At 48.2% G+C, this 25,359-nt stretch carries 21 protein-coding genes and 2 pseudogenes; 22 read left to right on the forward strand and 1 reads right to left on the reverse strand.

What is annotated here, in order from left to right; translation table 11 throughout:
• Positions 1-13 precede the first annotated feature (13 nt).
• The 19 genes and pseudogenes from NQ560_RS03050 (at position 14) to NQ560_RS03140 (ending at position 16,878) form a co-directional block, all read left to right on the forward strand.
• Positions 14-271, forward strand: coding sequence for a DUF4315 family protein (locus NQ560_RS03050; RefSeq protein ID WP_002576231.1), 258 nt, complete (start codon positions 14-16; stop codon positions 269-271).
• On the forward strand, positions 261-1,025 hold the full coding sequence (locus tag NQ560_RS03055) for a DUF4366 domain-containing protein (RefSeq protein WP_005335860.1): 765 nt from the start codon (positions 261-263) through the stop codon (positions 1,023-1,025). Before NQ560_RS03050 ends, NQ560_RS03055 begins: the two co-directional genes overlap by 11 nt.
• Complete coding sequence (locus tag NQ560_RS03060; protein ID WP_009003368.1) at positions 1,022-1,225, forward strand: hypothetical protein; 204 nt, start codon at positions 1,022-1,024, stop codon at positions 1,223-1,225. Before NQ560_RS03055 ends, NQ560_RS03060 begins: the two co-directional genes overlap by 4 nt.
• Positions 1,212-2,681: pseudogene (locus tag NQ560_RS03065) on the forward strand (DNA topoisomerase); the annotation flags it as partial. The gene NQ560_RS03060 and the pseudogene NQ560_RS03065, both read left to right, overlap by 14 nt.
• Positions 2,682-2,692: 11 nt before the next feature.
• Positions 2,693-4,615, forward strand: coding sequence for a recombinase family protein (locus tag NQ560_RS03070; RefSeq protein ID WP_005335857.1), 1,923 nt, complete (start codon positions 2,693-2,695; stop codon positions 4,613-4,615).
• On the forward strand, positions 4,612-4,995 hold the full coding sequence (locus NQ560_RS03075) for a TnpV protein (RefSeq protein ID WP_005335855.1): 384 nt from the start codon (positions 4,612-4,614) through the stop codon (positions 4,993-4,995). Before NQ560_RS03070 ends, NQ560_RS03075 begins: the two co-directional genes overlap by 4 nt.
• A gap of 109 nt (positions 4,996-5,104) precedes the next feature.
• Positions 5,105-5,353, forward strand: coding sequence for a hypothetical protein (locus NQ560_RS03080; protein ID WP_005930789.1), 249 nt, complete (start codon positions 5,105-5,107; stop codon positions 5,351-5,353).
• On the forward strand, positions 5,331-5,639 hold the full coding sequence (locus NQ560_RS03085; RefSeq protein WP_005335851.1) for a hypothetical protein: 309 nt from the start codon (positions 5,331-5,333) through the stop codon (positions 5,637-5,639). Before NQ560_RS03080 ends, NQ560_RS03085 begins: the two co-directional genes overlap by 23 nt.
• Before the next feature lie 245 nt (positions 5,640-5,884).
• A complete protein-coding gene (locus NQ560_RS03090) occupies positions 5,885-6,454 on the forward strand; it encodes a DUF6560 family protein (RefSeq protein ID WP_009255109.1) in 570 nt (189 codons plus the stop codon).
• 286 nt (positions 6,455-6,740) lie between these two features.
• Positions 6,741-7,490 carry a hypothetical protein gene (locus NQ560_RS03095; RefSeq protein WP_005335846.1) on the forward strand — a complete coding sequence of 250 codons (750 nt, stop codon included), beginning with the start codon at positions 6,741-6,743 and terminating at the stop codon, positions 7,488-7,490.
• An 84-nt stretch (positions 7,491-7,574) separates the two neighbouring features.
• Complete coding sequence (locus NQ560_RS03100) at positions 7,575-9,110, forward strand: plasmid recombination protein (protein WP_005335843.1); 1,536 nt, start codon at positions 7,575-7,577, stop codon at positions 9,108-9,110.
• Between the two features lie 168 nt (positions 9,111-9,278).
• Positions 9,279-9,788 (forward strand): DUF5104 domain-containing protein, encoded by a 510-nt coding sequence (locus tag NQ560_RS03105; RefSeq protein WP_005335841.1) that lies wholly within the window; start codon positions 9,279-9,281, stop codon positions 9,786-9,788.
• A gap of 207 nt (positions 9,789-9,995) precedes the next feature.
• Entirely contained in the window at positions 9,996-10,634 is a 639-nt protein-coding gene (locus tag NQ560_RS03110) for a CHC2 zinc finger domain-containing protein (protein ID WP_005335840.1), read from the forward strand.
• Positions 10,546-11,922: a virulence-associated E family protein gene (locus tag NQ560_RS03115; RefSeq protein ID WP_052302935.1), complete on the forward strand. Its 1,377-nt coding sequence runs from the start codon at positions 10,546-10,548 to the stop codon at positions 11,920-11,922. The genes NQ560_RS03110 and NQ560_RS03115 overlap by 89 nt, the downstream gene beginning before the upstream one ends.
• A gap of 247 nt (positions 11,923-12,169) precedes the next feature.
• Complete coding sequence (locus NQ560_RS03120; protein WP_005335835.1) at positions 12,170-12,367, forward strand: hypothetical protein; 198 nt, start codon at positions 12,170-12,172, stop codon at positions 12,365-12,367.
• Positions 12,368-12,399: 32 nt separating this feature from the next.
• Positions 12,400-13,095, forward strand: a pseudogene (locus NQ560_RS03125) (DNA topoisomerase); the annotation flags it as partial.
• Positions 13,092-13,370, forward strand: a complete 279-nt coding sequence (locus tag NQ560_RS03130) for a hypothetical protein (protein ID WP_005335831.1) — start codon at positions 13,092-13,094, stop codon at positions 13,368-13,370. The pseudogene NQ560_RS03125 and the gene NQ560_RS03130, both read left to right, overlap by 4 nt.
• Positions 13,371-13,376: 6 nt before the next feature.
• Positions 13,377-16,661 carry a YodL domain-containing protein gene (locus NQ560_RS03135; RefSeq protein ID WP_005335829.1) on the forward strand — a complete coding sequence of 1,095 codons (3,285 nt, stop codon included), beginning with the start codon at positions 13,377-13,379 and terminating at the stop codon, positions 16,659-16,661.
• A 1-nt stretch (position 16,662) separates the two neighbouring features.
• Complete coding sequence (locus NQ560_RS03140) at positions 16,663-16,878, forward strand: transposon-transfer assisting family protein (RefSeq protein WP_002576226.1); 216 nt, start codon at positions 16,663-16,665, stop codon at positions 16,876-16,878.
• A gap of 96 nt (positions 16,879-16,974) precedes the next feature.
• Here NQ560_RS03140 and NQ560_RS03145 read toward each other — a convergent pair whose 3' ends face one another.
• Complete coding sequence (locus NQ560_RS03145) at positions 16,975-17,742, reverse strand: hypothetical protein (protein ID WP_227970470.1); 768 nt, start codon at positions 17,740-17,742, stop codon at positions 16,975-16,977.
• Between NQ560_RS03145 and NQ560_RS03150 the strand changes: the two genes are divergently transcribed.
• Genes NQ560_RS03150 through NQ560_RS03160 form a run of 3 tightly spaced genes read left to right on the forward strand, consistent with a single transcriptional unit; the run spans position 17,741 to position 25,186 of the window.
• On the forward strand, positions 17,741-18,085 hold the full coding sequence (locus NQ560_RS03150; RefSeq protein ID WP_457769326.1) for a TnpV protein: 345 nt from the start codon (positions 17,741-17,743) through the stop codon (positions 18,083-18,085). The genes NQ560_RS03145 and NQ560_RS03150 overlap by 2 nt on opposite strands.
• Entirely contained in the window at positions 18,013-24,831 is a 6,819-nt protein-coding gene (locus NQ560_RS03155) for an SNF2-related protein (RefSeq protein WP_330666820.1), read from the forward strand. Before NQ560_RS03150 ends, NQ560_RS03155 begins: the two co-directional genes overlap by 73 nt.
• Complete coding sequence (locus tag NQ560_RS03160; protein WP_001140406.1) at positions 24,812-25,186, forward strand: TnpV protein; 375 nt, start codon at positions 24,812-24,814, stop codon at positions 25,184-25,186. Before NQ560_RS03155 ends, NQ560_RS03160 begins: the two co-directional genes overlap by 20 nt.
• Positions 25,187-25,359 lie beyond the last annotated feature (173 nt).

The following is a 25,359-nucleotide window of genomic DNA, read 5'->3' on the forward strand; positions in this document are numbered from 1 at the left end:
GGAGTGAACGGTTATGGCAAAAAACAAAATTGAACGTATCGACCAGGAAATTGAGAAAACCCGTGAGAAGATTGCGGAATATCAGGAAAAGCTCAAGACCTTGGAAGCACAGAAAACGGAGGCAGAGAATCTGGAAATCGTTCAGATGGTTCGTGCGTTACGCATGACTCCAGCACAGCTGAACGCTATGCTTTCCGGTGGAATGAACCACGGCAGAGATACAGCACTGTCGGAATCAAATAATCAGGAGGCTACCGCTTATGAAGAATAAAAGAATTTGCAAAACACTTTCCGCCCTTTGCCTGACAATGGTTGTGGCATTTGGCTTTACAATCCCTGCTTTCGCACAGGGGTCAGAACAGGCTCCGGCGGCACCGGCAGAGGATTCTACCAATGACAGCAATGTGATTGTGGAAGAAACAGAACCGGCACCGGCACTTACACCGGAGGGGAATGCGGCATTGGTGGATGATTTTGGAGGCAATAAGCAGCTTATTACTGTTACGACCAAAGCTGGAAATTACTTTTACATCTTGATTGATAGGGCGAATGAGGACAAGGAGACTGCTGTTCACTTTCTGAATCAGGTGGACGATGCAGACCTTGCGGCGCTGATGGAAGATGGAAAAACCAAAGAGGAGATGCCTGCGGTATGCAGCTGTTCAACAAAATGTGAAGCAGGGGCGGTCAATACGGCCTGCCCGGTCTGCGCAACTGATAAGAGTAAATGTACGGGCAAAGCACCGGAACCTCCGGCAGAAACATCGGAGCCGGAAAAGGAGAAGCCTGCCGGATTGAACCCGGCTGCGCTGGTCCTTTTGCTGGCTCTGCTGGGAGGCGGTGGCGTATTTGCCTACTTGAAGCTCGTTAAGAACAAGCCTAAGACCAAGGGCAATGACAGTCTGGACGATTATGATTATGGCGAGGAAGATTCCGAGGAATGGGAAACCGAGGATGAGGAGTCGGACGAACCGGACGTTGACGGGGGCAGCACAGAAGAAGATGACGAGGACAGCGTGAAATGACACGATTCACAGACAGTCCCTATGAACGCATGATGACACGCAGGCCGGAGGGCGGGAAGGAAACTTCCCGTCCTCCTTCTTTACCCCACAGCCACCCCTGCTATGGTTGCGGGAATTATGGAAGACCCTGCGTAGGTATCTGTCACCGGGAAATGTCCCGATGGCTCAAAGAGAGGAGGAACCATCATGGCTCAACATAAATTGGTAATTGCCGAAAAACCATCAGTTGCCCAGAGTTTGGCGGCGGTGATCGGCGCAACCGTCCGTAAGGACGGGTATCTGGAGGGCAACGGTTGGCGTGTCAGCTGGTGCGTGGGCCACCTGGCCGGTCTTGCGGATGCAGACAGCTATGACCCAAAGTATGCCAAGTGGCGATATGATGATCTGCCTATCCTGCCGGAGTATTGGCAGATGGTGGTGGGAAAGGATAAGAAAAAGCAGTTTGATATTCTCAAAAAGCTGATGAATGCCCCGGATGTTTCGGAGGTGGTAAATGCCTGCGATGCCGGACGCGAGGGCGAGTTGATCTTCCGCAGCGTCTATGAGCTGGCAGGTTGCAAGAAGCCGATGAAAAGGCTCTGGATTTCTTCGATGGAGGACTCTGCCATAAGGGAAGGCTTTGCAAACCTGCGCCCCGGTGCGGATTATGACGGACTTCGGGATGCTGCCCTCTGCCGTGCCAAGGCCGACTGGCTGGTGGGGATCAATGCGACAAGGCTTTTTTCCGTGCTGTATCACCGAACCCTCAACATCGGGCGCGTGATGTCCCCGACGCTGGCGCTTATTGTTCAGCGAGAAGCTGAGATCGACACCTTTCAGTCGATTCCCTTTTATACCGTGGCGCTGGAGCTGCCCGGTCTTACCGTATCCGGGGAGCGCATGGCGAATAAGGCCGCTGCTGAGCAGTTGAAAGAAGCCTGCCAGGGGGCAGCTGTCACAATCAAAAAGGTGGAGTGCAAGGAAAAGTCCGAAAAGCCGCCTGCCCTCTATGACCTGACTACTCTGCAAAGAGATGCCAACCGCCTGCTTGGATTTACAGCCCAGCAGACCCTGGACTATCTGCAAAGCCTGTATGAAAAGAAGCTCTGCACCTATCCCCGTACTGACAGCCGCTATCTGACCGGTGATATGGCAGATAGCCTGCCGGTGCTGGTCAATCTGGTTGCCAACGCCATGCCGTTTCGCAAAGGGATCGCCATTACCTGTGATCCGCATACGGTCATCAACGATAAGAAAGTAACCGACCACCACGCAGTAATCCCTACCAGAAATCTCAAGGATGCAGACTTTTCTGCCCTTCCTGCGGGAGAAAAAGCGGTGCTGGAGTTGGTGGCCCTGCGCCTGCTGTGCGCCGTAGCCCAGCCCCATATCTATTCGGAAACCGTTGTGATTGCAGCGTGTGCCGATGGGGAGTTTACCGCCAAAGGAAAAACGGTGAAGCATCCCGGATGGAAAGCACTGGAGGACGCTTACCGTGCCAAAATGAAGGATGCAGAGCCGAAAAAAGATGGCGCAGAGAAAGCCCTGCCGGAGCTGACCGAAGGACAGACCCTTTTGGTTGCTGCGGCAATCGTCAAAGAAGGTAAAAGCAGTCCACCTCAGCACTTTACGGATGTGATATTTTGTGAGCGTAAGGAGTGGATAGGAATTGAAGAAAGGAGTTCAGCATGAGAAGAAAAAAAGATAGAAGCAATGGCATTACTGCTTTGTATGAAAGACTGTCTCGTGATGATGATAATGCTGGAGAGAGTAACAGTATCGTTCATCAAAAGCAAATGCTTGAAGATTATGCTATAAAACATGGCTTTACGAATCTTGTTCATTTTACCGATGATGGTTGGAGTGGAGCGACCTTTGACAGACCTTCATGGAACAGACTTGTTGAAGGTGTTAAAAACGGAGAAATCACTGCCTGTATCTGCAAGGATATGTCCAGAATTGGCAGAGATCATCTGCAAGTAGGTTTTTTCACTGACATTCTGTTTAGAGAAAAGGAAGTTCGATTTATAGCAATCAATAATGGTATTGACAGTGACCGTCAAGAAACCAGTGAGTTTGCCCCTTTTCTGAATATCATGAATGAGTGGTTTGTCAGGGACACAAGTAAGAAAATTAAAGCTGTACTGAAATCCAGAGGTTCTTCCGGCAACGCTCATACAAGTAATATCCCACCATACGGCTATTTGAAAGACCCCGAAAACCCCGACCATTGGATTATTGATGAAGAAGCTGCTGAAGTAGTCCGCAGAATTTATCGCATGACTATTGAGGGAAAAGGACCTTATCAGATAGCAAGAGAACTTTCAGAAGAAAAAATAGAAAGACCATCTTATTATCTTGGCAAAAAGGGACTTGGAAATCATGCAAGCAACTATGACAAAGAAAATCCGTATATGTGGCGAGGAAATCAGGTTACTACTCTGATTGCCCGACCAGAGTATATCGGAAAGACTGTCAATTTCAGGACATTCAAAAATTCCTATAAGGACAAAAAGACGAAAAGGGCAGATAAGGAAGATTGGGTGGTTTTTGATGATACACAAGAGCCTATTGTCGATGAAGAAACATGGCTGCTTGCTCAAAAGTTAAGACAGAATGTAAGAAAAGCAGATCCTATGGGCGAGCCTAATGTTCTGACCGGAAAGATTTACTGTGCTGATTGTGGTGCGCCGATGTATAATCACAGGCAGCGGAAAGGGCGAGAAAGAATATACTATACTGCCAAAGGCGAAAAAAGGACAAGTTATTCCAATCCGGCAGATTGTTATGAATGTTCCACATATAATCTTGCTTATCAGAAGTATGACCGACATTGTACTTGCCACCATATTTCAACAAAAGCACTTAAAAGCATCATTCTGAAAACCATACAGGAGACTTGCCATTATGTTTCTTTGAATGAGCGGGAGTTTGTTTATTCTCTGCAAGAAGAATCGGCGATGAAAGATATTGCTGCTTCTGAAACTGTAAAAAACCGCATTGAAAGAAATCAGAAGCGAGTTCACGAACTGGATATGCTTATCAGGAAAATCTATGAAGATAATGTGATTGGAAGATTGCCGGACAGGCTTTTTCAGAGTATGCTTACTGATTATGAAAATGAGCAGAACGAGCTGAACAAGATTATTGAGACTGACACCGCTGATATGCAACGGATTATAGGCGGTCAAAATAATGTGGAGCGTTTTCTAAAGCTGGTTAAAAAGTATGAGAACATTACAGAACTTACTCCTGCCATGATAAATGAATTTATCGACAAAATTCTGGTTCACGAGCCACAAGGAAAAGGTGCAGACCGCACCACAGAGGTGGAGATATATCTTAACTATGTCGGGCAATTTCAAGTACCTGTGGAGCAGCATGAACCAACAGAGGAAGAAAGGATTGCTGCTGAAAAAGAGGCGGAACGACTTCGCAGAAAACGAGAATCCAATCGTAAGTATATGAAAAAGATTCGTGAGAAATCAAAAGAATTTGCGGAGCATGAGCGTATAGCAGAAGAAAAAAGTTCTGATAGCAATGTGTGTGTTGAACAGAACGCCACAAGCAAATCAAATCGGCAAAAAGTGAAAGGAGAAAAAATAGCATGACAGAATTGAAATCACGAATCCATGACGAAAGCAACGGTCTGGACTATGTTCTTGTGGGTGATTACTATGTGCCGGACTTGAAGCTACCGGAGGAACACCGCCCTATCGGTATGTGGGGCAGACTGCACAGGACATATTTGGAGCAGTACCGCCCTGCAAGGTTCTCTGCCCTCTGTTTATCCGGCGAACTGCATACTTACCTTGCTGATCTGAACGAACAGGCAACGGAAAGGTGCAGCCTTATCATTGAGCAGATGAAACAAGCCGAGGGCGTGACCGAAACCATGAAAGCAGACAATCAGATGTTGTGGGTACAGTCCATGAACTCTATCCGTAACCGAGCCGAAGAAATCATCAGACAGGAAATGATTTACTGCTGATTTTATCAAGTCCAAAACCAACAAATTTGTATCGTAAACGAAGCGACAGGTATTTCCTTATGAAGTGTCTGTCGCTTTTCATTTATCAAACTTTAAGGAGGAAAACACAATGAAGATGAACCGGAATGAAATGGAAGCCCTTTATGCCTTTGGCTGTCCGAACCTGAAAGCAACTGTCGAGCGTTTGCGTATGGTAGCTGCCCTTGCACCCGATCCAGTGGCGAAAAAGCTGTTTTATATGCTTTCCGTCAAGCTGAGTGCTGAGGGTGTTGAAAGGTGGTATCGCTGCTTTTACTGCAAGCTGCGTGTGTTGAAAAACCATAGGGAGGGCTGCTATGACGAGACTGACGAAGATTGAGAAAGAAACAATCGTTCTCTTTAATGAGGGCGAGGACAAGGCAAATATCTACACCCACAACGCCGGATTGAAAAAGAGGTTGGCTGCTTTTGCTAAGAAGTACCCTGACCTTTGCCGACTGGAAAAATCCAATGTTCAAGGCGGTGTTTCTTATGAGCTGGCAAAGTCCCGTCTGTCTATCCGTTTCCTGCCGCCTTACAGTGAGGAACGCAGACAGAAAGCCAGTGAATATGCGAAAAAGCATGGGCTGAACAGCCAGCAGGGACAATGTGATAATCAGGGCTGATATGCGGTTAAAATGTCAGGTGCAGACCTGATGTTTTGACCGTTGCCTATCGTCTGCAAGGAAAGTATCGGGGACTATGGATTTTGCAGAAATGTGCGTTACAAGGCTTGAACAGGAACTCTGCACACAAAATTTTTTCTTCCATTCTTTAAGTTGATGAAGTATAATAAAATATGAAAAATTGAGGTTTTTAATGCTCGATTTCAAACAATCATTTTTATATATCTGGGACTATGGAGGGCAAAATGAATGATTTTTTACGAATGTGTTTTAATATAATTACACAAATAGGTCCCTATTTAGTTGTACTTCTTCTTTTGAAATATCTTGTAAATCTTCAACAAAAGAGAGCTAAAGAACGAGAGGAAGAACAGAAAAAGGGAATAATTAGAACGCATTATACAATAAAAACAGAGAAATTCCTTGTCGTGGCATTTATCGTAGGTACAATATTTTTTGCTTGTTGTACGGCTATGAGTCTTAGGGAAAAAGAAGATATGTTTGTCATTTGTATATTTGGAATATTTTTTTTAGTAGGCATAAGCGGAATAGTCAATATGGTAATGTGGAAACTGGAAGTGAACGGAGATGAAATCACATGGCGTTCAACTTTTGGCAGAAAGAGAACTTTTCACTTTGAAGACATTACCTATTGCGAGAGAAAGAAAGGTTCTATGCGTGTATATGTAAATGGAGAAAAATTATTTACCATTGATAGTAATATTGACAAAGAAGAATTTATGGAGGATATAGAGAGAAGAAGAATCCCTGTAAAATCTTACTGGGCAAATCAGCATAAGAAAAATCGTAAATGACATAGATTTTATAACAGTACGATGTTAGACAACTGAATATGACCGTCAAGGTCAGATAAAGAAACCGATGTATTGAGCGTAAAGCGTTCATGCGTCGGTTTTTCTTATTTCATGAGCTGACAGAATTCCGACTGTATATCGCCTGTGAGGAAAGTATCGGAGACTATGGATTTTGCGGAAATGTGCGTTATAGGTAAGTAAAAAACTACTTGATAGAGCGTGAATTGAATTGTTCATATCGGTATGATATAATTTACTGAAATGAAGCAAGAAGGTGGACTTTTGTATGAAAAAATTTTTGAAAATATTGCTAATCATTGTAGGAATAGTTTTTTTGATTTTTGCAGCGCTGATATGTATTGGACTGTTTGTTGATTATGATGACCATATTGAAAATGGTCGCTATACTTATGTTCCGGAAGATGACAATAAAGACAATGCATATGTCGAATTCAATTTGAGTGATTACGATAAAAAGGATTCTGAACTCATATATTATAGTTCTGTCGAAGAAGCTATTTTGAATTCTCCTTTGAATGCTGAAAATGAAGAATTTTCTGTTCCAGAAGATTTTCTTAATCATGTTGATGAAATATTGCATATATGGAATGGCAAACAGTATGATACGATTTTCTATCGAGCAGGAAGTGATAACAATCCCGTTCAAGGTTTTGTGATGGCACGCTGCAAAAAACAGGTGGATGAAGCAAGTGTACAATATGCGTTTATGAATGCTACACCGGTTACAACTAAAGCGGATAGCATTCTTATATCTGATATTACAGAACTAATTCATTCATCTTTAAAATTAAGTGATTTTCAACAGGACTTGAATCCAAATTATCCAGATACCAGATTTGTTTTTGGCTATGCACATGATAAGGAAATTTACTCATTAGAAGTAGAAGGTCAAAAGCCAGATGGTGTTATTGAAATCAATGTATATGACAGAACGATGTATCTATGGTATTATGATGATTTAAAGAGCGATAAGAGAGGAAACAATCTAAGTTATTCAGTAGATATGCCAGAGTAATTTTTCAAATTGTCTAATCTGCCACAACTGAATATGACCGTTAAGGTCAGATGAAGAAACCGATGTATTGAGCGTAAAGCGATCATGCGTCGGTTTTTCTTTTTGCAAAATAGTCCGGTGGACTGTTTTGTAAAACCGAAGGAACTGACAGAGCTTGGGACGGGGCGAAGTCAGTTTGTTCGGGCGGGAGTACAGAGGGTGCAACCCTTTGTGCATGGGTACAGGGAATGCAATACCCCTGTGCAGGTCAAGGGCGGCAGCCTTGCCCAGTTAAGTGGCGTTTCGCCACTTAGTACTGGGTATTACTTGACGCAGAAAGCCGCAAGGAATCAGCTTCGCTGCCCTTCTCCCCTGTCGGGGAAATCAAAAAGAAAAGGAGGAACTCATGTGAAATTAACAAGACACAATGGACGAGCCGGAAAGAATGGCGTTTATAATCCGAAGCACAATGACCGCAGTTTTGACATTGCCAACAGCGAACACATTGACGAAGAACGAGCCAAACTAAATCTCTATTGGGACTGTTACAATGGCTTCCGCAATTTCAAAAATCCCGAAAAGGAAAATGAGCTGTCTGCCACTTTTGAAGATGTGGAACAGCTTTTTTATCGTCAGCGGTATCATGATTTTGTAACAGGACAGAATGAAAGAAATGTGAAGAACCGACACCCTGAAAGAAATAAGGAAACTGGAGATTTACTCAAAAGCAAAAAGACCTGTCCAGAGGAAACGGTCTATCAGATTGGAACGCTTGACAATCATGTTCCGCCGGAATTGCTCATTGAGATCGTCACAGAATTTATGGAAATCGCAAATGAGCGTTTCGGCTCTCATGTCCATATCCTGAATTGGGCGCTGCACTTGGATGAAAGCACCCCTCATATTCACGAGCGTCATGTGTTCGACTGTGAAAATCAATATGGAGAGATTGCCCCACAACAGGAAAAGGCTTTGGAAGCATTGGGGTTTGAACTGCCGGAACCGGAGAAGCCAGTCGGAAGAAAAAACAACCGCAAGATGACTTTCGATTCAGCTTGCCGAGTGTTGCTGTTTGATGTGGCGAAAAAGCATGGCTTACAACTGGAAGAAGAACCGGAATATGGTGGTCGTGCATATCTGGAAAAACAGGACTATATTCTTTTCAAGCAAAAGGAGCAACTGGCAGCACAGGAGCAAAAGTTGGAAGAACTCACGATGAAGATTGAAGATGTGGAAGCTTTGGTGGACGAGGTTGCCGATATTGCCTATGACAAGGCGGTTGAGGTCGTTGCTGATACTGTAAAACTGGAAACGCACAAGGAGGATATTAAGCTGGTGGAGCAGTCTAAGGCGTGGGTTCTCTCCCCTGAGCGTAAGGCTTCAAAGAAAGAAGTTGAGTATGCAGTGAAACGATTGGATGGCGTGATTGCCAGAATCACAAATGCTATGAAATCAACTATTCAGAAAATCCAAACTACGCTGATGAAACCGGAGGTCAAAAAAGCCGGAACGGAGCAAATCAAGAAGAAAGCCAAAAGTTCCATTATAGAGCAGTTGAGCCGCAAGAAGAAGGAAATGGCAGAGCGTGAAGTCAGCCGGACAATTCCGGCGAAAAGCAAAAAACAGGATATGGAACTTTAAGGCACTTGCTATTTTCGTTTTGAAAATGACAGGTGCTTTTGCTTTAGGGAGCAGGAAAATATCTTCCATTCTTTAGGTTGATGAAGTATAATGATAGTAAGAAATTTTTTTGTAATGACCTTAATCCAATAAGTGATTTTGCAATTATCAAGTAAAGGATGTAATTATATGAAAAAGGTATTGTTGTTTTCCAGTGTGATTATTATACTCGGTTTAACAGGCTGCTCTAACAAGTATTTCAATGACTGGTTTAGCTCTGAACAAAATGAAACGGATAAAATATGTCAACAAGTTATTGAGGCATATAAGCAACAGGATTCAGAGAAACTCAAATCTCTATTTTCCGAAGAAAGCAAAAAGAACATTGAGAATTTAGACACTGAAATCTCTGCTTTTTTCGATTATATTGAGGGCAGTATCCAAAGTTTTGAGGGCGATTGTGCATCATCAAGTGAAAGCAACTATGGTAAAAGGAAAACGGAATTGGATGGTATGTATCTCATATTGACAGAGAAGGAAAGGTATTGTATGAATTTTTATATGTATAGTGAGGATGATGAAAATGCCCAAAATGTGGGGATATATAAAATTGAAATTGCATTGGAGAGCGAAGTGGCTGAGGATAATTTTATATGGGATAATCCCCCAAACGGTATTTTTGTTGGAGGACAAAATTGATTTTTGTTATGAGAGAACATTAAAGTATAAATTTCGGATGGTATAAGAAAAACTGACTACAATTAAATCTTCACAGCTTTACTAAGCAGGAGATCCGAAAAGGTCTCCTGCTTTTTTGCACCCCAAATTGAATATGGAACTCTAAAGCACTTGCTGTTTTCACTTTGAAAATGACAGGTGCTTTTTTCGTTTCAGGAAAGGAGTCACATGAATGTATTTGAAGTTGTAAAAGAAAATGTTACTGCCCGACAAGCCGCAGAAGCCTATGGCTTGAAAGTGGGTCGCACAGGTATGGCGTGTTGTCCGTTTCACTCGGATAAGTCCCCCAGTATGAAGCTGGATGAACGCTATTACTGTTTTGGCTGCGGAGCAACCGGAGATGCTGTTGATCTGACAGCGAAGCTATTCGGTATCGGGCTGAGGGAAGCTGCTGTCAAACTTGCTGAAGATTTTGGTCTTAACTATGACAGCCGACAAAAGCCCAGTGTCCGCCCTCGTATTCGTGAGCCGACACCGGAGCAGAAATATCAAAAAGAAGAAAATCATTGCTACAAGGTGCTGACAGATTATTTTCATCTTCTTAGAGAATGGGAAAAGAAATACGCTCCTAAACAGCCGGATGAGGAATGGAATCCCCTGTTTGCAGAAGCACTGCATAGGAAGAACTATATCGAATATCTGCTTGATATTCTTCTGTATGGTTCATTGGAGGAACGAAAAGCACTTGTGGCAGAACAGAGAAAGGAGGTGTTAAAACTTGAACAGCGAATTGCAGAACTGTCAGCAGACAGAACCATGTACAGTAGAAGAAATCCGAAACAGCTTAGAGCAGAGCGAGAAAGGTAAGGTTTATAATACTGCCGCAAATTATAAGCGTGTTCTGCAATATGACCCACTTTTGAAAGGGGCTATCCGAAAAAATCTTCTGACCGAAAGAATCGACATTGTGAAGTCCCTCGGCTGGTATCGTGACAGCCCGACATTGACAGATGTGGATGTGAAATATCTGCTCCTATATTTTGAAGAAAACTATGGATTGACCGTAGAGAAGAAAATCATAGACGCAGTTGCGGTTATTGCTAATGAAAACCGTTACCACCCTGTCTGTGATTTTCTCAATGCCCTGCAATGGGACGGAACGGAACGCATACGCTTCTGTCTGCACCGTTTTCTCGGTTCTGATACAGATGATTACACCTATGAAGCATTGAAGTTGTTTCTGCTGGGAGCTATCTCACGAGCCTTTAAGCCGGGGTGCAAATTTGAGGTAATGCTCTGCCTTGTGGGCGGTCAGGGAGCCGGAAAGTCCTCTTTCTTCCGTTTGCTTGCGGTCAATGATGATTGGTTCTCTGATGACTTGAAAAAGCTGGATGATGAAAATGTGTACCGCAAAATGCAGGGGCATTGGATTATTGAAATGTCGGAAATGATTGCAACCGCCAACGCTAAGAGCATTGAAGAAATCAAGTCCTTTCTGAGCCGCCAAAAGGAAACCTATAAGATACCCTATGAAACACATCCGGCAGACAGAAAACGACAATGTGTGTTTGGAGGTTCTTCTAATACCCTTGACTTTCTTCCCCTTGACAGAACAGGCAACCGCCGCTTCGTTCCGGTTATGGTCTATCCTGAAAGGGCTGAGGTTCATATTTTGGCAGATGAACAGGCTTCCAGAGAGTATATCAATCAGATGTGGGCAGAAGCTATGGAGATTTACAGAAGCGGCAATTTCCGTCTGAGATTCAGTCCGGCTATGAACGCTTATCTGAAAGCCCACCAAAAGGACTTTATGCCGGAGGACACAAAGGCAGGACAGATTTTAGACTATTTGGAACGCTATTCCGGCAGCATGGTCTGTTCCAAACAGCTTTATAAGGAAGCACTGGGGCATGATTATGACGAACCGAAACAATGGGAACTGCGAGAGATCAACGACATTATGAATAACGCTGTCACAGGCTGGAGGGCGTTCAGCAATCCTAGGTATTTTCCAGAGCCTTACCGCAGACAAAAAGGCTGGGAGCGTATCAGGAACGACAACGAGCCTGACAACAGCATGGATGGTTTTCAGGAAATCCCGACAGAGGAAATGGAACAGTTAGGACTTCCGGAAGAATGGTTGAAGCAAAAATAAAAGCCAATTGTCGCTTCGGTTGTCGAGCCGGTTGTCGGTCTGGTTGTCGGGCGAAAATCCCGAAAGCCTTGATATTGCGGCACTTTTCCCTCTCTGACAACCATGACAACCAATATTATAAAGAAAAAGGAAATAGTAAAAAGATAGTATCGCCCGATAAAGAAAAAAGGTTTTCTGATGTCCGTTGTCGGAACTTCGTTGTCAGACCTTTCCTTGTCGGGCTTTTTCATTCAAGGAGGAATATCGTATGACAAATATTGTGAACAGTACACTACCCACCCCAAATAACCATTCGGAGAAAAACAAACCGGATGGAGTTTTTGTGATTAAGCAAGGCAAAACAAATTATAAAGTCAAAGTGTTTTTTGACCATAGTAGCGGTTTGACTGCGGAGGACAGGTTGAAACGCATTATTCAGGCAGAAGCAGAGAGAGAATCTGCGTAAGTAATATGAAAAATATCCACGCACCCCCTTGACAAAAGCTTTCAGAGGATACCTTGTTGTCCGCAATGGAGACTGCCGGAAAAGAGAATATGCCGGAGGACGCCGAGCGAAAAGGTCTGGGGACACCGGCCACCCGTGCCGGTATTTTGGAAAAGCTGGTATCTGCCGGTTTTCTGGAACGAAAAAAGAACAGAAAAACGGTGCAGCTTCTTCCTTCCCACGATGCAGTTTCCCTTATCACAGTCTTGCCGGAACAGCTGCAATCGCCGCTTCTGACTGCCGAGTGGGAGTATCGCCTGGGCGAGATCGAGCGCAGGCAGCTTGCCCCGGAGGAGTTTTTAGACGGTATCAGTGCCATGCTGAAAGATCTGGTGGGGACTTATCAGGTCATCAAGGGAACTGAGTACCTGTTCACTCCGCCCCACGAGGTGGTGGGCAAATGCCCTCGCTGCGGTGGGGGAGTTGCAGAACTGCAAAAAGGCTTCTTCTGTCAGAATGATTCTTGCAGATTTGCAATCTGGAAAAACAACAAATGGTGGGCTGCCAAGAAAAAACAGCCGACCAAGGCCGTGGTGTCTGCGCTGCTGAACGATGGCCGTGTCCGTGTGACGGGGCTATATTCGGAGAAAACCGGCAAGACCTACGATGCCACTGTGGTTTTGGAGGACGATGGACAGTATGCTAACTTCAAGCTGGAATTTGACCAGCGGAAAGGAGGCAGCCGATGAAGCTCTCTTTAGTGGAACGGGAAACCATTCTCCTCTATAACCAGGCAGAACCAATGGCTGAGGTCTACACCCACGATCCCCGTCTGATGGAGAAGCTGGAACTGCTGGCAAAAAAGAACCCCGACCAGATCACCCGAAAGGACGCCCATAACTTTACCGTCCCCAAGCGGTGTGTATCAGTCCGGGAGCCATACAGCGCCGAGCGCCGCAAAGCTGCCAGTGAGCGTGCGAAAGCCGCCGGATACCAGCCCCCTGTGAAAAAGTCCGGCAGTTAAAGGCACATGGCAGAGAATGTATTTGAAGCAGTCAAGCAGTCGGTCAGCACCAGAGAAGCGGCAGAGTTTTATGGGATCGAGGTCAAACGAAATGGCATGGCCTGCTGTCCCTTCCACGATGATAAGAACCCCAGCATGAAGGTAGACCAGCGGTTCCACTGCTTTGGCTGCGGTGCAGATGGGGATGTGATCGACTTTACCGCAAAGCTCTTTAACCTCTCCCCAAAAGAAGCGGCGGAGAAACTGGCACAGGACTTTGGCCTGATCTATGACAGTCAGGCCCCGCCCCGCAGGAGATATGTCCGGCAAAAAACCGAGGCACAGAAGTTTCGGGAGAATCGACAGCGCTGTTATCGCGTGCTGTCCGATTACTACTATCTGCTGAAAAAATGGGAGGTCGACCGTTCTCCCAGGACACCGGAGGAAGAACCGCACCCCCGTTTTGTAGAAGCAATCCAGAAGAAAGCCTATGTAGAGTACCTGCTGGACCTTTTTCTTTATGAAAGTGAAGAAGAACAAAAGGCATGGATTGCAGAACACACAGCGGAAATCACACACTTGGAAAGGAGATTGAAAATCATGGCTGAGAATAAACCCACCAATCGAGAACGGCTAAGGGAAATCACAGATGGCATCGAGCAGGGTATCAAAGAACTGTTTGAGAGTGAAAAGTATATGCGCTATCTGTCCGTCATGTCCCGCTTCCACCGCTATTCGGTAAACAACACCATGCTCATCTATATGCAGAAGCCGGACGCCACATTGGTAGCCGGATACAATAAGTGGAAAGACCAGTTTGAGCGTCATGTAAAAAAGGGCGAGCATGGCATTACCATCATTGCCCCAACACCGTATAAGAAGAAAATCGAGGAGCAGAAGCTGGACCCAGATACCAAGGCTCCGATTCTGGATAAAGACGGAAAGATCGTCACAGAGGAAAAAGAAATTGAGATTCCCATGTTCCGCCCGGTCAAGGTCTTTGATGTGAGCCAGACCGACGGGAAACCTTTGCCGGAGCTTGCTTCCTCCCTTTCCGGCAATGTGCCAAATTATGAGGTGTTTATGGAGGCTCTGCGCCGCAGTGCGCCGGTGCCGATCACTTTTGAAGCAATGGCCGCCGATACGGACGGCTATTTTTCTGCCGATCATCAGAAAATCGCTATTCGTCAGGGCATGAGTGAGGTGCAGACAGTTTCGGCCACGGTTCATGAGATTGCCCACAGCAAGCTCCATGACCCTAAAAAATATGAAATGCTACCGTCATGGAAGGTTGTGCTGGAGAGTGAAGGTGGAACCAAGCATGATTTCAAGTTGGATTTTGCCACAGAAAAAGAAGCCGAACAGTTTGCTTCTGATATGGATTGGCGTTATGTGGACGAAAATCAGTTTGAATGGCGTCTTGCAGTTGAGGAAGATGCAACCGCAGAAAAACAGGCAATCAAAAACCGTCACACGGAAGAAGTGGAGGCTGAAAGCATCTCCTATGCAGTCTGCAAATATTTTGGCATCGAGACAGGAGAAAACAGCTTTGGCTATATTGCCAGTTGGAGTCAAGGCAAGGAGCTGAAAGAACTGAGAGCCAGTTTGGAGACCATCAACAAAACCTCCGGCACTTTGATCTCCGACATTGAGCGCCACTATAAGGAAATCTGCAAAGAGCGCGGAATCGACCCTCATGCAAAGGTAGAGCCGGAACCCGCCCCGATAGAGCAGACAGAAGATGCCGCTAAGGTATCTGATAGACAGCAGACCGGCGATCTGACCTACTATGTAGCAGAGTGCATGGAATTTCCAAACCTCGGAGAATACCACGATAACCTGTCTTTGGAGGAAGCAATCCGCATTTATCAGGAGATTCCGGCAGGACGAATGAACGGGATAAAGGGCATTGGTTTTGAGCTGAAAGACGGAAGCGACTATGAAGGACCTTTTCCGATTTTGACCGGCCAGACCATTGACCTGGACACCATCCAGGCAATCGACTATTACCGTGATAATCCTCTGGTGCAAAAAGCGGTAAAGGAATTGGCTGCGGCAATGCCGGAAATGGAAGTGCTGGGGGCGGACGCCAATCAGCAGGAGGCTTTGTTTCTGATCGACAATGCCACCTATCTTCATATCCAGCCCTGTGACAGCGGCTGGGACTATACCCTTTACGATGCCGCGTCCATGAAAGAGTTGGATGGTGGTCAGCTGGATATGCCGGAGATTTCCCGCATGAAGGCAGTTCTCCAGATTTGTGATGACAACGATTTGGGCAGAGACTCGGTAAAATACGCACCGTTGTCCATGATTGAGACCTTGCAGGAAGCTGCCTACCAGCAGATGCAGGCAGAGGCCAGTCAGATGGCTGCTTCTTCTCAGCTGCCGGAAGCACAAGAGCAGGCGCTGGATGAATACCCTATGCCTGATGAGCAGGTATCCACACCGGATATGCAGGAATACGGCTACTTCTATGATGGGATGCTCCCTGTCACCAGAGAACGGGCGCTGGAACTGGATGCCGCTGGTTTGACCGTCTATGTGCTGCATGAGGACAATACGGAGAGCATGGTGTTTGACCCGCAGGAAATCATGGATCATGGCGGTCTTTTTGGCGTGGACCGTGAGGAATGGGAGAAAAGCCCTCAGTTCCACGAAAAGGTCATGGAGCGTCAGGAACATCAGCAGGAACGCGAACAGGCATTTCTATCCCAGAACAGAGATTGCTTTGCTATCTATCAGGTGAGCCGTGACGATCCGCAGAATGTGCGCTTTATGAATCTGGATTGGTTAAAGTCCCATGACATTTCCATAGACCGCAGCAATTATGACCTCATTTACACAGCTCCGCTGAGGGAGTCTGGCACGGTACCGGAGCAGCTGGAAAAACTATATGAGCAGTTTAATCTGCAAAAGCCGGCGGATTTTCACAGTCCTTCTATGAGTGTCAGTGACATCGTTGCGATCAAGCAGGACGGTAAGGTATCCTGTCATTACTGTGACAGTGTTGGTTTTACCCAGATCCCCGGATTCCTGCCGGAAAATCCGCTGAAAAATGCGGAGATGGCCGTGGAGGACGATTACGGCATGATCGACGGTATCATCAACAATGGCGCAAAAGAGCCTACGGTGGCAGAGCTGGAACAGCAGGCCCGCAACGGTCAGCCCATTTTCCTCATGGATTTGGCTGCCGCTGCCCATCGGGAGGAACGGGAAAAGAAAAAGTCCGTCATGGAGCAGCTGAAAAGCCAGCCCAAGGCAGAACACAAAAAGATAGCGCCAAAAAAGAGTGCGGAAAGGGAGATTTGATATGGGAAACTTTACTTTTGAGGAAATGAACCTGATGTGCATTTACAATACCGGCAGCCGCACCGGACTGATCGACAGCCTGCGTGAGATGCGCGGCGAGCTGGCCCCGGAGGAAACCGAGCTGCGGGAGTTGACAGACAGCGCACTGGGCAAGCTCCAGGCCATGAGTGATGCCGAGTTTGCCGAGCTGGAGTTGTATCCGGATTTTGACCAGTAAACACCATAATCGCAGGGATGGGGTGGCAATATGCCACCCCACCTTTTTACCCCAAAACTGAAAGGAGGACAGAACACTATGCCAACCAAAGCTGAACTATATGCACAGATGGCGGAGAAGGTGACAACGCAGCTCACGGGGAGCTGGCAGGAATGGGCAGGGTTTCTCACCACTGCTTCCCGCCTTTACAAGTACCCGTTCCATGAGCAGTTGATGATCTACGCCCAGCGTCCGGACGCCACCGCCTGTGCAGAGTACGATTTGTGGAATGAAAAGATGGGCCGGTATGTAAGGCGCGGCTCCAAGGGAATTGCTCTGGTGGACGATTCCGGGGACAGGCCCCGCCTGCGCTATGTTTTTGATATTTCCGACACCGGAACCCGTGAACATTCCCGCACTCCCTGGCTGTGGCAGCTGGAGGAGCGCCATTTGGATTCGGTGCAGGCCATGCTTGAGCGCACCTATGATGTTTCCGGTGATGACCTTGCCGGACAGCTCACCGAGGTAGCCGGAAAACTGGCTGAGGAATACTGGACGGAGCATCAGCAGGACTTCTTCTATATCGTTGACGGTTCCTTTTTGGAGGAATATGATGAGTTTAACATCGGAGTACAGTTCAAGGCAGCAGCCACCGTCAGTATCACTTATGCTTTGATGTCCCGCTGTGGACTGGAACCGGAACGCTACTTCGACCACGAAGATTTCATGGCGATCTTTGATTTCAATACTCCGGCAACCATCGGAGCGCTGGGAACAGCGGTCAGCCAGATCAACCAGCAGGTGCTGCGGCAGATCGGCGTTACCGTCCGAAATGCAGAGCGCGAAGCCAACCAAGAAAGGAGCAAACAAGATGAACAATCCCATGACCTATATCCAGAACGGAGACTATCTGATTCCCGACCTGAAGCTGAGCCAGCAGCCGGAGAAACCCCTGGGCAAGTACGGCAGGATGAGGAAAACCTACCTGAAGGAACACCGTCCCATCCTCTACAACCAGATGTTGCTGAGCGAGAAGCTGTACCCGCACCTTCTGGAGATCGACGAGACCGCCCAGAGCAGACTGGAGCAGATGATGCCCCAGCTGACGAAGAAAGCGGGAGCCACCGAGGAACTGAAAGCCAGCGATCCCATGAAGTGGGTGGGGCTGATGAACACCTGCAAAGCTCAGGCCGAGGAAATCCTGATGGCGGAGCTTATCAACAGCTGACTCTAAACCTGTTCCTCTCCGAAGCGGAACAGATCCAATCCATAGATGAAGCAGAGAATGTAGCGCATACATCCTCTGCTTTTTCTTTTGCCCAAAATGACATCGACCATGTGCTGCGTTTGGGCGGCAATACAGACCGTCAAAGGGAGCGTGTGGTTGCAGCCTTTGAAAAGCAGAAAACCACCGCTGAGATTGCCGAGATACTGAAAACGCTGTACCACGGCGGCAATGGCCTTGGCAGTGTGAGCGCATGGTATGCCGAGGATGGTATCCATCTTTCCCACGGGAAGTCTGTCCGTTATGACAGGTCTGCCCAGGTCATTTCCTGGGAGAGCGCCGCAGAGCGTATCGGGGAGCTTTTGGAGAGCGGCCAGTTTGCCTCCAATGTGGAGCTTGCAGAAGTGGCAGGCTATGAACGATCCCTCCTTGCAGAAAAGCTCTGGTATCTGTATCACGATCTCAGTGAGGATGCCAGAGAAGCCGGATATTTGTCCTGCCTGTCAGAGATCAAAGGCAATGGTTTCCCGGAGGAGACCCGCCACCTGATGGAGCAGCTGAGTGAACCGGCTTTCCGCCAGACCCTCAAGGAAGAATACGCTGCCTTCTGGACTGCCTATCAGCAGGACCGTGACCTGTTGCGTTTTCACTATCATAGACCGAGGGAGATCTGGGAGAACCTGAAGGACCTTGACCTTCCACGCAGGACCTTTTCTTCAGAGCTTTCCCAAGTGCCAACCGTCCAGCACTTTATTACCGAGGATGAGATCGACGCCGCCATGACCGGCGGTAGCAGTTTTGCCGGAGGAAAAGGCCGTATCTATGCGTTCTTCATGGAAAACCATACGGATAAGGAAAAAGTGAGATTCCTCAAAGACGAGTATGGCATTGGCGGACGCTCTCATGCCCTGTCCGGCGCAACACACAGCGGCGAAGATCACGACGGGAAAGGGTTGCACTATAAAAAGCAGGACTGCCCGGATGTTCACTTGAACTGGGAAAAGGTTGCCAAGCGCATTACCTCTCTTGTCCAGAAAGGCCGCTATCTTACCGAACAGGAACAGGCGCAGTATGACAAAATCCAGGCTGAACAGGAACTGGCCGAAGAAGATGCTATTCAAGCCCAGCAGCCGGAGGTGGAGAAAGAAACGCCAAAGCCTACCCTTCGGGAGCAGTTTGAGCAGTATAAGACTGTGGTGACTGCCGCCATTTCCGAGGATGCCGCATACCGCAATGCCTGCGGGCATTCTGACCGTGAAAATGCTGTCATCGAGGGCAATGCCGCTGTGCGCCGTGCGGTCCTTGGTTCTAAGGATATGGAGCTGATTCGCCTCTATTCGGATGTGCCGGAGTTCCGACAGCGACTGCACCGGGAAGTGATCGACGAAACCTATCCAAAGCTCCATGAACTTCTGCGCCCTCTTTCTCAGGAAGATATTGATACTGCCATTTGTGCATGGAACGGCAATATCGAGAGTAAACATGCTGTCGTCCGTTATATGAAAGACCATGCAAGAGAGAAAGATACCGCTGCATGGCTGGCTCAGGAATACAGTGGCAGCAACATCCCGTTCGTTGTCCGTGCCGGAAGCCCGGAGGAAACGCAGCTGCCCTGGCCGAAGGTACAGCGCAGGCTTGCCCAGCTGATTCAGGAGGACCGGTTCTATACCGAAGAAGAACAGGAACGTTTTGACAACATCGACCCCATCGCCATCCGGGAAGCCCTGGAGGAAAGAGGGATTGTCAACGGACAGGTGGCAGACCCGGAAAAACTGGACAATGACCCATTTATCCAACAGGTGGTGTCGGATGTAGGGCAGATCGCAGATGCCGAGACAGAGCAGACTTCCAAAGTTTCCATTTCCGATGAGGAATATGACGCAGTTCGCCGCCCAATTCCGCAAAGAACCTCCTATGACCCAGCCGCCCCGGTCTATGCCGTGGGCGATACCGTGTATATCGAGGATGACGCCTATCAGATCACCGAGCTGCGGGAGGACACCGTACAGCTTCTGCCCACCGGGATGGTATATCCCATCTACCGGGCAGAGCGCAAAGAACAGTTCGAGCAGCTGCTTCGGGCAGACCGCCGCAATGCTTACTATACCGAATTTCTTCCTATTGACCCGGACAAGGCAGATCAGGACTTGCGGGATGTATTGGCTCATGGACTGATGGATGAAGCGGATAAAAAGCAGATTTTCACGCTGCTGCAATCCGGCAGGAGCAACAGCGAGATCGCCTACTGGCTGAGCAGAGCCTATTCCGGTGAGATCGAGACACTGAATCTGGAGACCGGCGATATTGCCGATTACCGTACCACGGCACAGGGCATAGAACTGGAAGTCATGGATGCAGAGGAAAAGCGTCTGGCTATGCTGTATTTCCGCTGGGATGAAGTTGCGCCTTTGCTGCGCGGGATGTATGCCCGTCAGCAGGACGGTTTTGGACAGGAACAGCCCCAACCGACTACCGAATCCCCGACCTTCCATTCCGAGACCATGGCCGTCTATCCGGGCGATAAGAACCATCTACCTTATGATGTGGTGGTGGAACAGCTGCATATCGAGGAGCCGGAGCCGCCAGCCCCTGTAACAGAGCCGGAGAAAACCTTTGAGGAAGTGTTGGATGAACACCCGGTTTCCATTCAGGTCAATGGCCAGTGGCAGACCTTTCCCAATGCCAAAGCTGCCGAGGAAGCATCTTATGAGGAATACAAGGCTAACCTGCGCCGCAATGCAAAAAACTTCCGCATTACCGATGAGCATTTGGGTGAAGGCGGTCCGAAAGCCAAGTTCCAGGCAAATGTCAATGCGATTCGTTTGCTGAAAGAGCTGGAAGCTGCCGGACAGCAGGCAAGCCCCGAACAGCAGGAGGTTCTTTCTCGATACGTGGGCTGGGGCGGTCTCTCTGATGCGTTTGACCTGGAGAAACCGGTATGGGCTTTAGAGTATGCCCAGCTAAAAGAACTGCTGACCCCGGAGGAATATGCCGCCGCCAGAAGCTCTACCCTCAACGCCCATTACACCAGCCCTACGGTCATTCAGGCCATCTATGAAGCGGTGGACCGTATGGGATTTGAGACCGGAAATATTCTGGAGCCGTCTATGGGTGTGGGCAATTTCTTTGGTATGCTGCCGGAGAAAATGCGAAACAGCCGTCTGTACGGCGTGGAGCTGGACCCTGTTTCCGGGCGCATCGCAAAGCAGCTCTATCCCAAGGCGGACATCACAGTAGGCGGCTTTGAGACCACCGATAGGCGTGACTTCTTTGACCTTGCCATCGGCAATGTACCTTTCGGTCAGTATCAGGTCAATGACAAAGCCTACAACAAGCTGAATTTCAGTATTCACAACTACTTTTTCGCCAAAGCACTGGACCAGGTGCGTCCCGGCGGCGTGGTGGCTTTTGTAACCTCCCGCTATACTATGGACGCCAAGGATTCCACCGTGCGCCGCTATCTTGCCCAGCGTGCCGAGCTGCTGGGGGCTATCCGTCTGCCGAATGACGCGTTCAAAAAGAATGCCGGTGCCGAGGTGGTATCAGACATCATCTTCCTCCAAAAGCGGGACCGCCCGCTGGACATCGTGCCGGAATGGACTCAAACCGGACAGACGGAGGACGGATTTGCCATCAACCGGTATTTTATCGACCACCCGGAAATGGTGCTGGGCAGACAGGAGCCGGTAAGCACTGCTCATGGTATGGACTACACCGTAAACCCTATCGAGGGACTGGAGCTTTCCGACCAGCTGCATGATGCGGTGAAGTATATTCATGGCACTTATCAGGAGGCAGAGCTGCCGGAGCTGGGCGAAGGCGAAGCTATTGACACCTCCATTCCTGCCGACCCCAATGTGAAGAACTATTCCTATGCCATTGTAGACGGGCAGGTGTACTACCGGGAAAACAGCCGTATGGTGCGTCCTGACCTCAACGCCACCGCCGAAGCCCGTGTAAAAGGTCTTGTGGGACTGCGTGATTGTGTGCAGGAACTGATCGACCTTCAGATGGATGCAGCGGTTCCGGACAGCACCATTCGGGAGAAGCAGTCGGAACTGAACCAGCTCTATGACAGCTTTTCTGCCAAATACGGTCTCATCAATGACCGTGCAAACCGACTGGCCTATGCAGATGATTCTTCCTATTACCTGCTCTGTGCGCTGGAAGTCATCGACGAGGACGGGAAACTGGAACGTAAGGCAGATATGTTCACCAAGCGGACCATCAAGCCCCATCAGGCGGTGGCTGTGGTGGATACGGCAAGTGAAGCACTGGCGGTGTCCATCTCGGAAAAAGCCTGCGTGGATATGGACTATATGAGCCAGCTTACCGGAAAAACAAAAGAAGCACTGGCTGGAGAACTGCAAGGCGTGATCTTCCGTGTACCGGGACAGTTGGAGCAGGACGGAACGCCTCATTATGTGACTGCTGATGAATACCTCTCCGGCAATGTACGCCGCAAACTGCGTCAGGCGCAGCGGGCCGCACAGCAGGACCCGGTTTATGCAGTCAATGTGGAAGCTCTTACCGCCGCCCAGCCCAAAGACCTGGATGCGTCGGAGATTGAGGTGCGTCTGGGCGCTACCTGGATTGACAAGGAATATATCCAGCAATTTATGTATGAGACCTTTAATACCCCGTTTTATCTCCAGCGCAGTATTGGGGTCAACTATTCGTCCTTTACCGCTGAATGGCAGATCAAGGGGAAATCTTCTGTATCCTACAACGATGTGGCAGCTTATACCACCTATGGGACCAGTCGTGCCAATGCCTACAAGATTTTAGAGGACAGCCTGAACCTGCGGGATGTCCGCATCTATGACACCATAGAGGATGCAGACGGAAAAGAGCGCCGGGTTCTGAACGCCAAGGAGACCACCCTGGCAGCTCAAAAACAGCAGGCGATCCGGGAAGCCTTTAGGGACTGGATCTGGAGAGACCCGGAGCGCCGCCAGACTTTGGTGCGCCAGTACAACGAAGAAATGAACTCTACCCGTCCCCGCGAGTATGATGGCAGCCATATCACTTTTGGGGGCATGAACCCGGCCATTACCCTGCGGGAACACCAGAAAAGCGCCATCGCCCATGTGCTGTATGGAGGAAATACCCTGTTGGCACATGAAGTGGGCGCAGGCAAAACTTTTGAGATGGTAGCTGCTTCGATGGAAGCCAAACGCCTGGGCTTATGCCAGAAATCTCTCTTTGTTGTTCCAAACCATCTGACCGAGCAGTGGGCGTCGGAGTTTCTGCGTCTCTATCCTTCCGCCAATATCTTAGTCACCACAAAAAAGGACTTTGAGACTCATAACCGAAAGAAGTTCTGCGCTCGTATTGCGACGGGTGATTATGATGCCATCATCATGGGACACAGCCAGTTTGAGCGTATCCCCATCAGCCGGGAGCGTCAGGAACGGCTTCTCTATGAACAGATCGACGAGATCACTGAGGGGATTGCAGAGGTACAGGCCAGTGGCGGAGAGCGTTTTACCGTCAAGCAGCTGGAGCGTACCAGAAAGTCTCTGGAAGCCAGACTGGAAAAGCTGCAAGCCGAGGGACGAAAAGACGATGTGGTAACCTTCGAGCAGCTGGGTGTGGATCGGCTGTTTGTGGACGAGGCCCATAACTATAAAAACCTGTTTCTATACACAAAAATGCGGAATGTAGCAGGTTTATCCACATCGGACGCGCAGAAATCCTCCGATATGTTTGCCAAGTGCCGCTATATGGATGAGATCACCGGAAACCGTGGCGTGATTTTTGCCACCGGCACCCCGGTCAGCAACTCCATGACCGAGCTTTACACCATGCAGCGTTATCTTCAGTATGAACGCCTGCAAGAACTGAACATGACCCACTTCGACTGTTGGGCTTCCCGATTTGGGGAGACCGTCACAGCATTGGAGCTGGCACCGGAAGGCACCGGCTACCGGGCAAGAACGAGATTCAGCAAGTTCTTTAACCTGCCGGAGCTGATGAACCTGTTCAAAGAAGTGGCCGACATTAAGACTGCCGATCAGCTGAACCTGCCCACCCCGGAGGTGGAATACCACAACATCGTGGCGCAGCCTACCGAACATCAGCAGGAAATGGTCAAGACCCTTTCGGAGCGCGCATCGCTGGTACACAGCGGAACCGTTGACCCGTCCCAGGACAATATGCTCAAGATTACCTCGGATGGCCGTAAGCTGGGCCTGGACCAGAGGATCGTCAACCAGATGCTGCCGGATGAACCTGGCACAAAGGTCAATCAGTGCGTGGACAACATCATGCAGATCTGGCGGGATGGCGAAGCTGACAAGCTGACCCAGCTGGTGTTCTGCGACATTTCTACACCGCAGGCAAAAGCTCTTGCAAGCAAAGCGGCGAAAACGCTGGATAATCCATTGCTTCACGCATTGGAAGGCGCTGTGCCTCTGCCGGAGCAGGAACCGGTCTTTACGGTATATGACGATATTCGTCAGAAACTCATTGCTCAGGGAATGCCTGCCGACCAGATCGCTTTTATCCATGAAGCCAACACCGAAGTGCGGAAAAAGGAGTTGTTCTCTAAAGTCCGTACCGGTCAGGTGCGTGTCCTTTTGGGCAGCACCGCCAAGATGGGCGCAGGCACCAATGTGCAGGACCGTCTGGTGGCACTTCATGACCTGGACTGTCCGTGGAGACCGGGAGATGTAGGACGGATTTTGCGGACATTCAAAATAAAAAAGAATGTGGAGGTAACAGACAATGGCAAAGACAATTTTTGAGGAAATGGGCGGCAAATACGAAAGGCAAGGCGATTATTTAATACCGTGCTTAACTGTACCCGCCGAAGAAGAACAGCCGATAGGCATCTGGGGACAGCGGCATTTGGATTATCTGAAGCATCACTGCAAAGTTACATACACCAATCTTCTTACAAGCGGCAGACTTAACGCTTACCTTGCCGACATTGACAGACAGGCACAGGAACGCTTTGAAAGGCTCATAGAGGGTATGAAACAGGCACAGGGCATAACGGAACAGCTAAAGGCAGAAAACGCCTTAGAATGGACAGGATGCCTCAATAACATAAGGGCTTGTGCGAGGGAGATTGTGGAAAAGGAAATTATTTTTGCATAAACAGATGATTAGTGGCAGGGGGAAATCCTGCCGCTTTTTCTGCTTTAGTTTGTCAGCTTGACAAATAAAGGGTTAAGGAATATAATTAGATTCAGTATTATACAAGGAGTTAATAAATATGCGGCAAGGTATTCTTAAATAAACTGTCAATTTGATAGTGGGAACAAAAAGTA

Source organism: Dorea formicigenerans, from assembly GCF_025150245.1.
GTDB classification, from domain to species: Bacteria; Bacillota; Clostridia; order Lachnospirales; family Lachnospiraceae; genus Dorea; species Dorea formicigenerans.

Coding starts and splice junctions, on each gene's coding strand:
- NQ560_RS03050 (WP_002576231.1), top strand. CDS start 14: ATGGCAAAAAACAAAATTGAACGTATCGACCAGGAAATTGAGAAAACC.
- NQ560_RS03055 (WP_005335860.1), top strand. CDS start 261: ATGAAGAATAAAAGAATTTGCAAAACACTTTCCGCCCTTTGCCTGACA.
- NQ560_RS03060 (WP_009003368.1), top strand. CDS start 1,022: ATGACACGATTCACAGACAGTCCCTATGAACGCATGATGACACGCAGG.
- NQ560_RS03070 (WP_005335857.1), top strand. CDS start 2,693: ATGAGAAGAAAAAAAGATAGAAGCAATGGCATTACTGCTTTGTATGAA.
- NQ560_RS03075 (WP_005335855.1), top strand. CDS start 4,612: ATGACAGAATTGAAATCACGAATCCATGACGAAAGCAACGGTCTGGAC.
- NQ560_RS03080 (WP_005930789.1), top strand. CDS start 5,105: ATGAAGATGAACCGGAATGAAATGGAAGCCCTTTATGCCTTTGGCTGT.
- NQ560_RS03085 (WP_005335851.1), top strand. CDS start 5,331: ATGACGAGACTGACGAAGATTGAGAAAGAAACAATCGTTCTCTTTAAT.
- NQ560_RS03090 (WP_009255109.1), top strand. CDS start 5,885: ATGAATGATTTTTTACGAATGTGTTTTAATATAATTACACAAATAGGT.
- NQ560_RS03095 (WP_005335846.1), top strand. CDS start 6,741: ATGAAAAAATTTTTGAAAATATTGCTAATCATTGTAGGAATAGTTTTT.
- NQ560_RS03100 (WP_005335843.1), top strand. CDS start 7,575: ATGCGTCGGTTTTTCTTTTTGCAAAATAGTCCGGTGGACTGTTTTGTA.
- NQ560_RS03105 (WP_005335841.1), top strand. CDS start 9,279: ATGAAAAAGGTATTGTTGTTTTCCAGTGTGATTATTATACTCGGTTTA.
- NQ560_RS03110 (WP_005335840.1), top strand. CDS start 9,996: ATGAATGTATTTGAAGTTGTAAAAGAAAATGTTACTGCCCGACAAGCC.
- NQ560_RS03120 (WP_005335835.1), top strand. CDS start 12,170: ATGACAAATATTGTGAACAGTACACTACCCACCCCAAATAACCATTCG.
- NQ560_RS03130 (WP_005335831.1), top strand. CDS start 13,092: ATGAAGCTCTCTTTAGTGGAACGGGAAACCATTCTCCTCTATAACCAG.
- NQ560_RS03135 (WP_005335829.1), top strand. CDS start 13,377: ATGGCAGAGAATGTATTTGAAGCAGTCAAGCAGTCGGTCAGCACCAGA.
- NQ560_RS03140 (WP_002576226.1), top strand. CDS start 16,663: ATGGGAAACTTTACTTTTGAGGAAATGAACCTGATGTGCATTTACAAT.
- NQ560_RS03150 (WP_457769326.1), top strand. CDS start 17,741: ATGACCTATATCCAGAACGGAGACTATCTGATTCCCGACCTGAAGCTG.
- NQ560_RS03145 (WP_227970470.1), bottom strand. CDS start 17,742: ATGGGATTGTTCATCTTGTTTGCTCCTTTCTTGGTTGGCTTCGCGCTC.
- NQ560_RS03160 (WP_001140406.1), top strand. CDS start 24,812: ATGGCAAAGACAATTTTTGAGGAAATGGGCGGCAAATACGAAAGGCAA.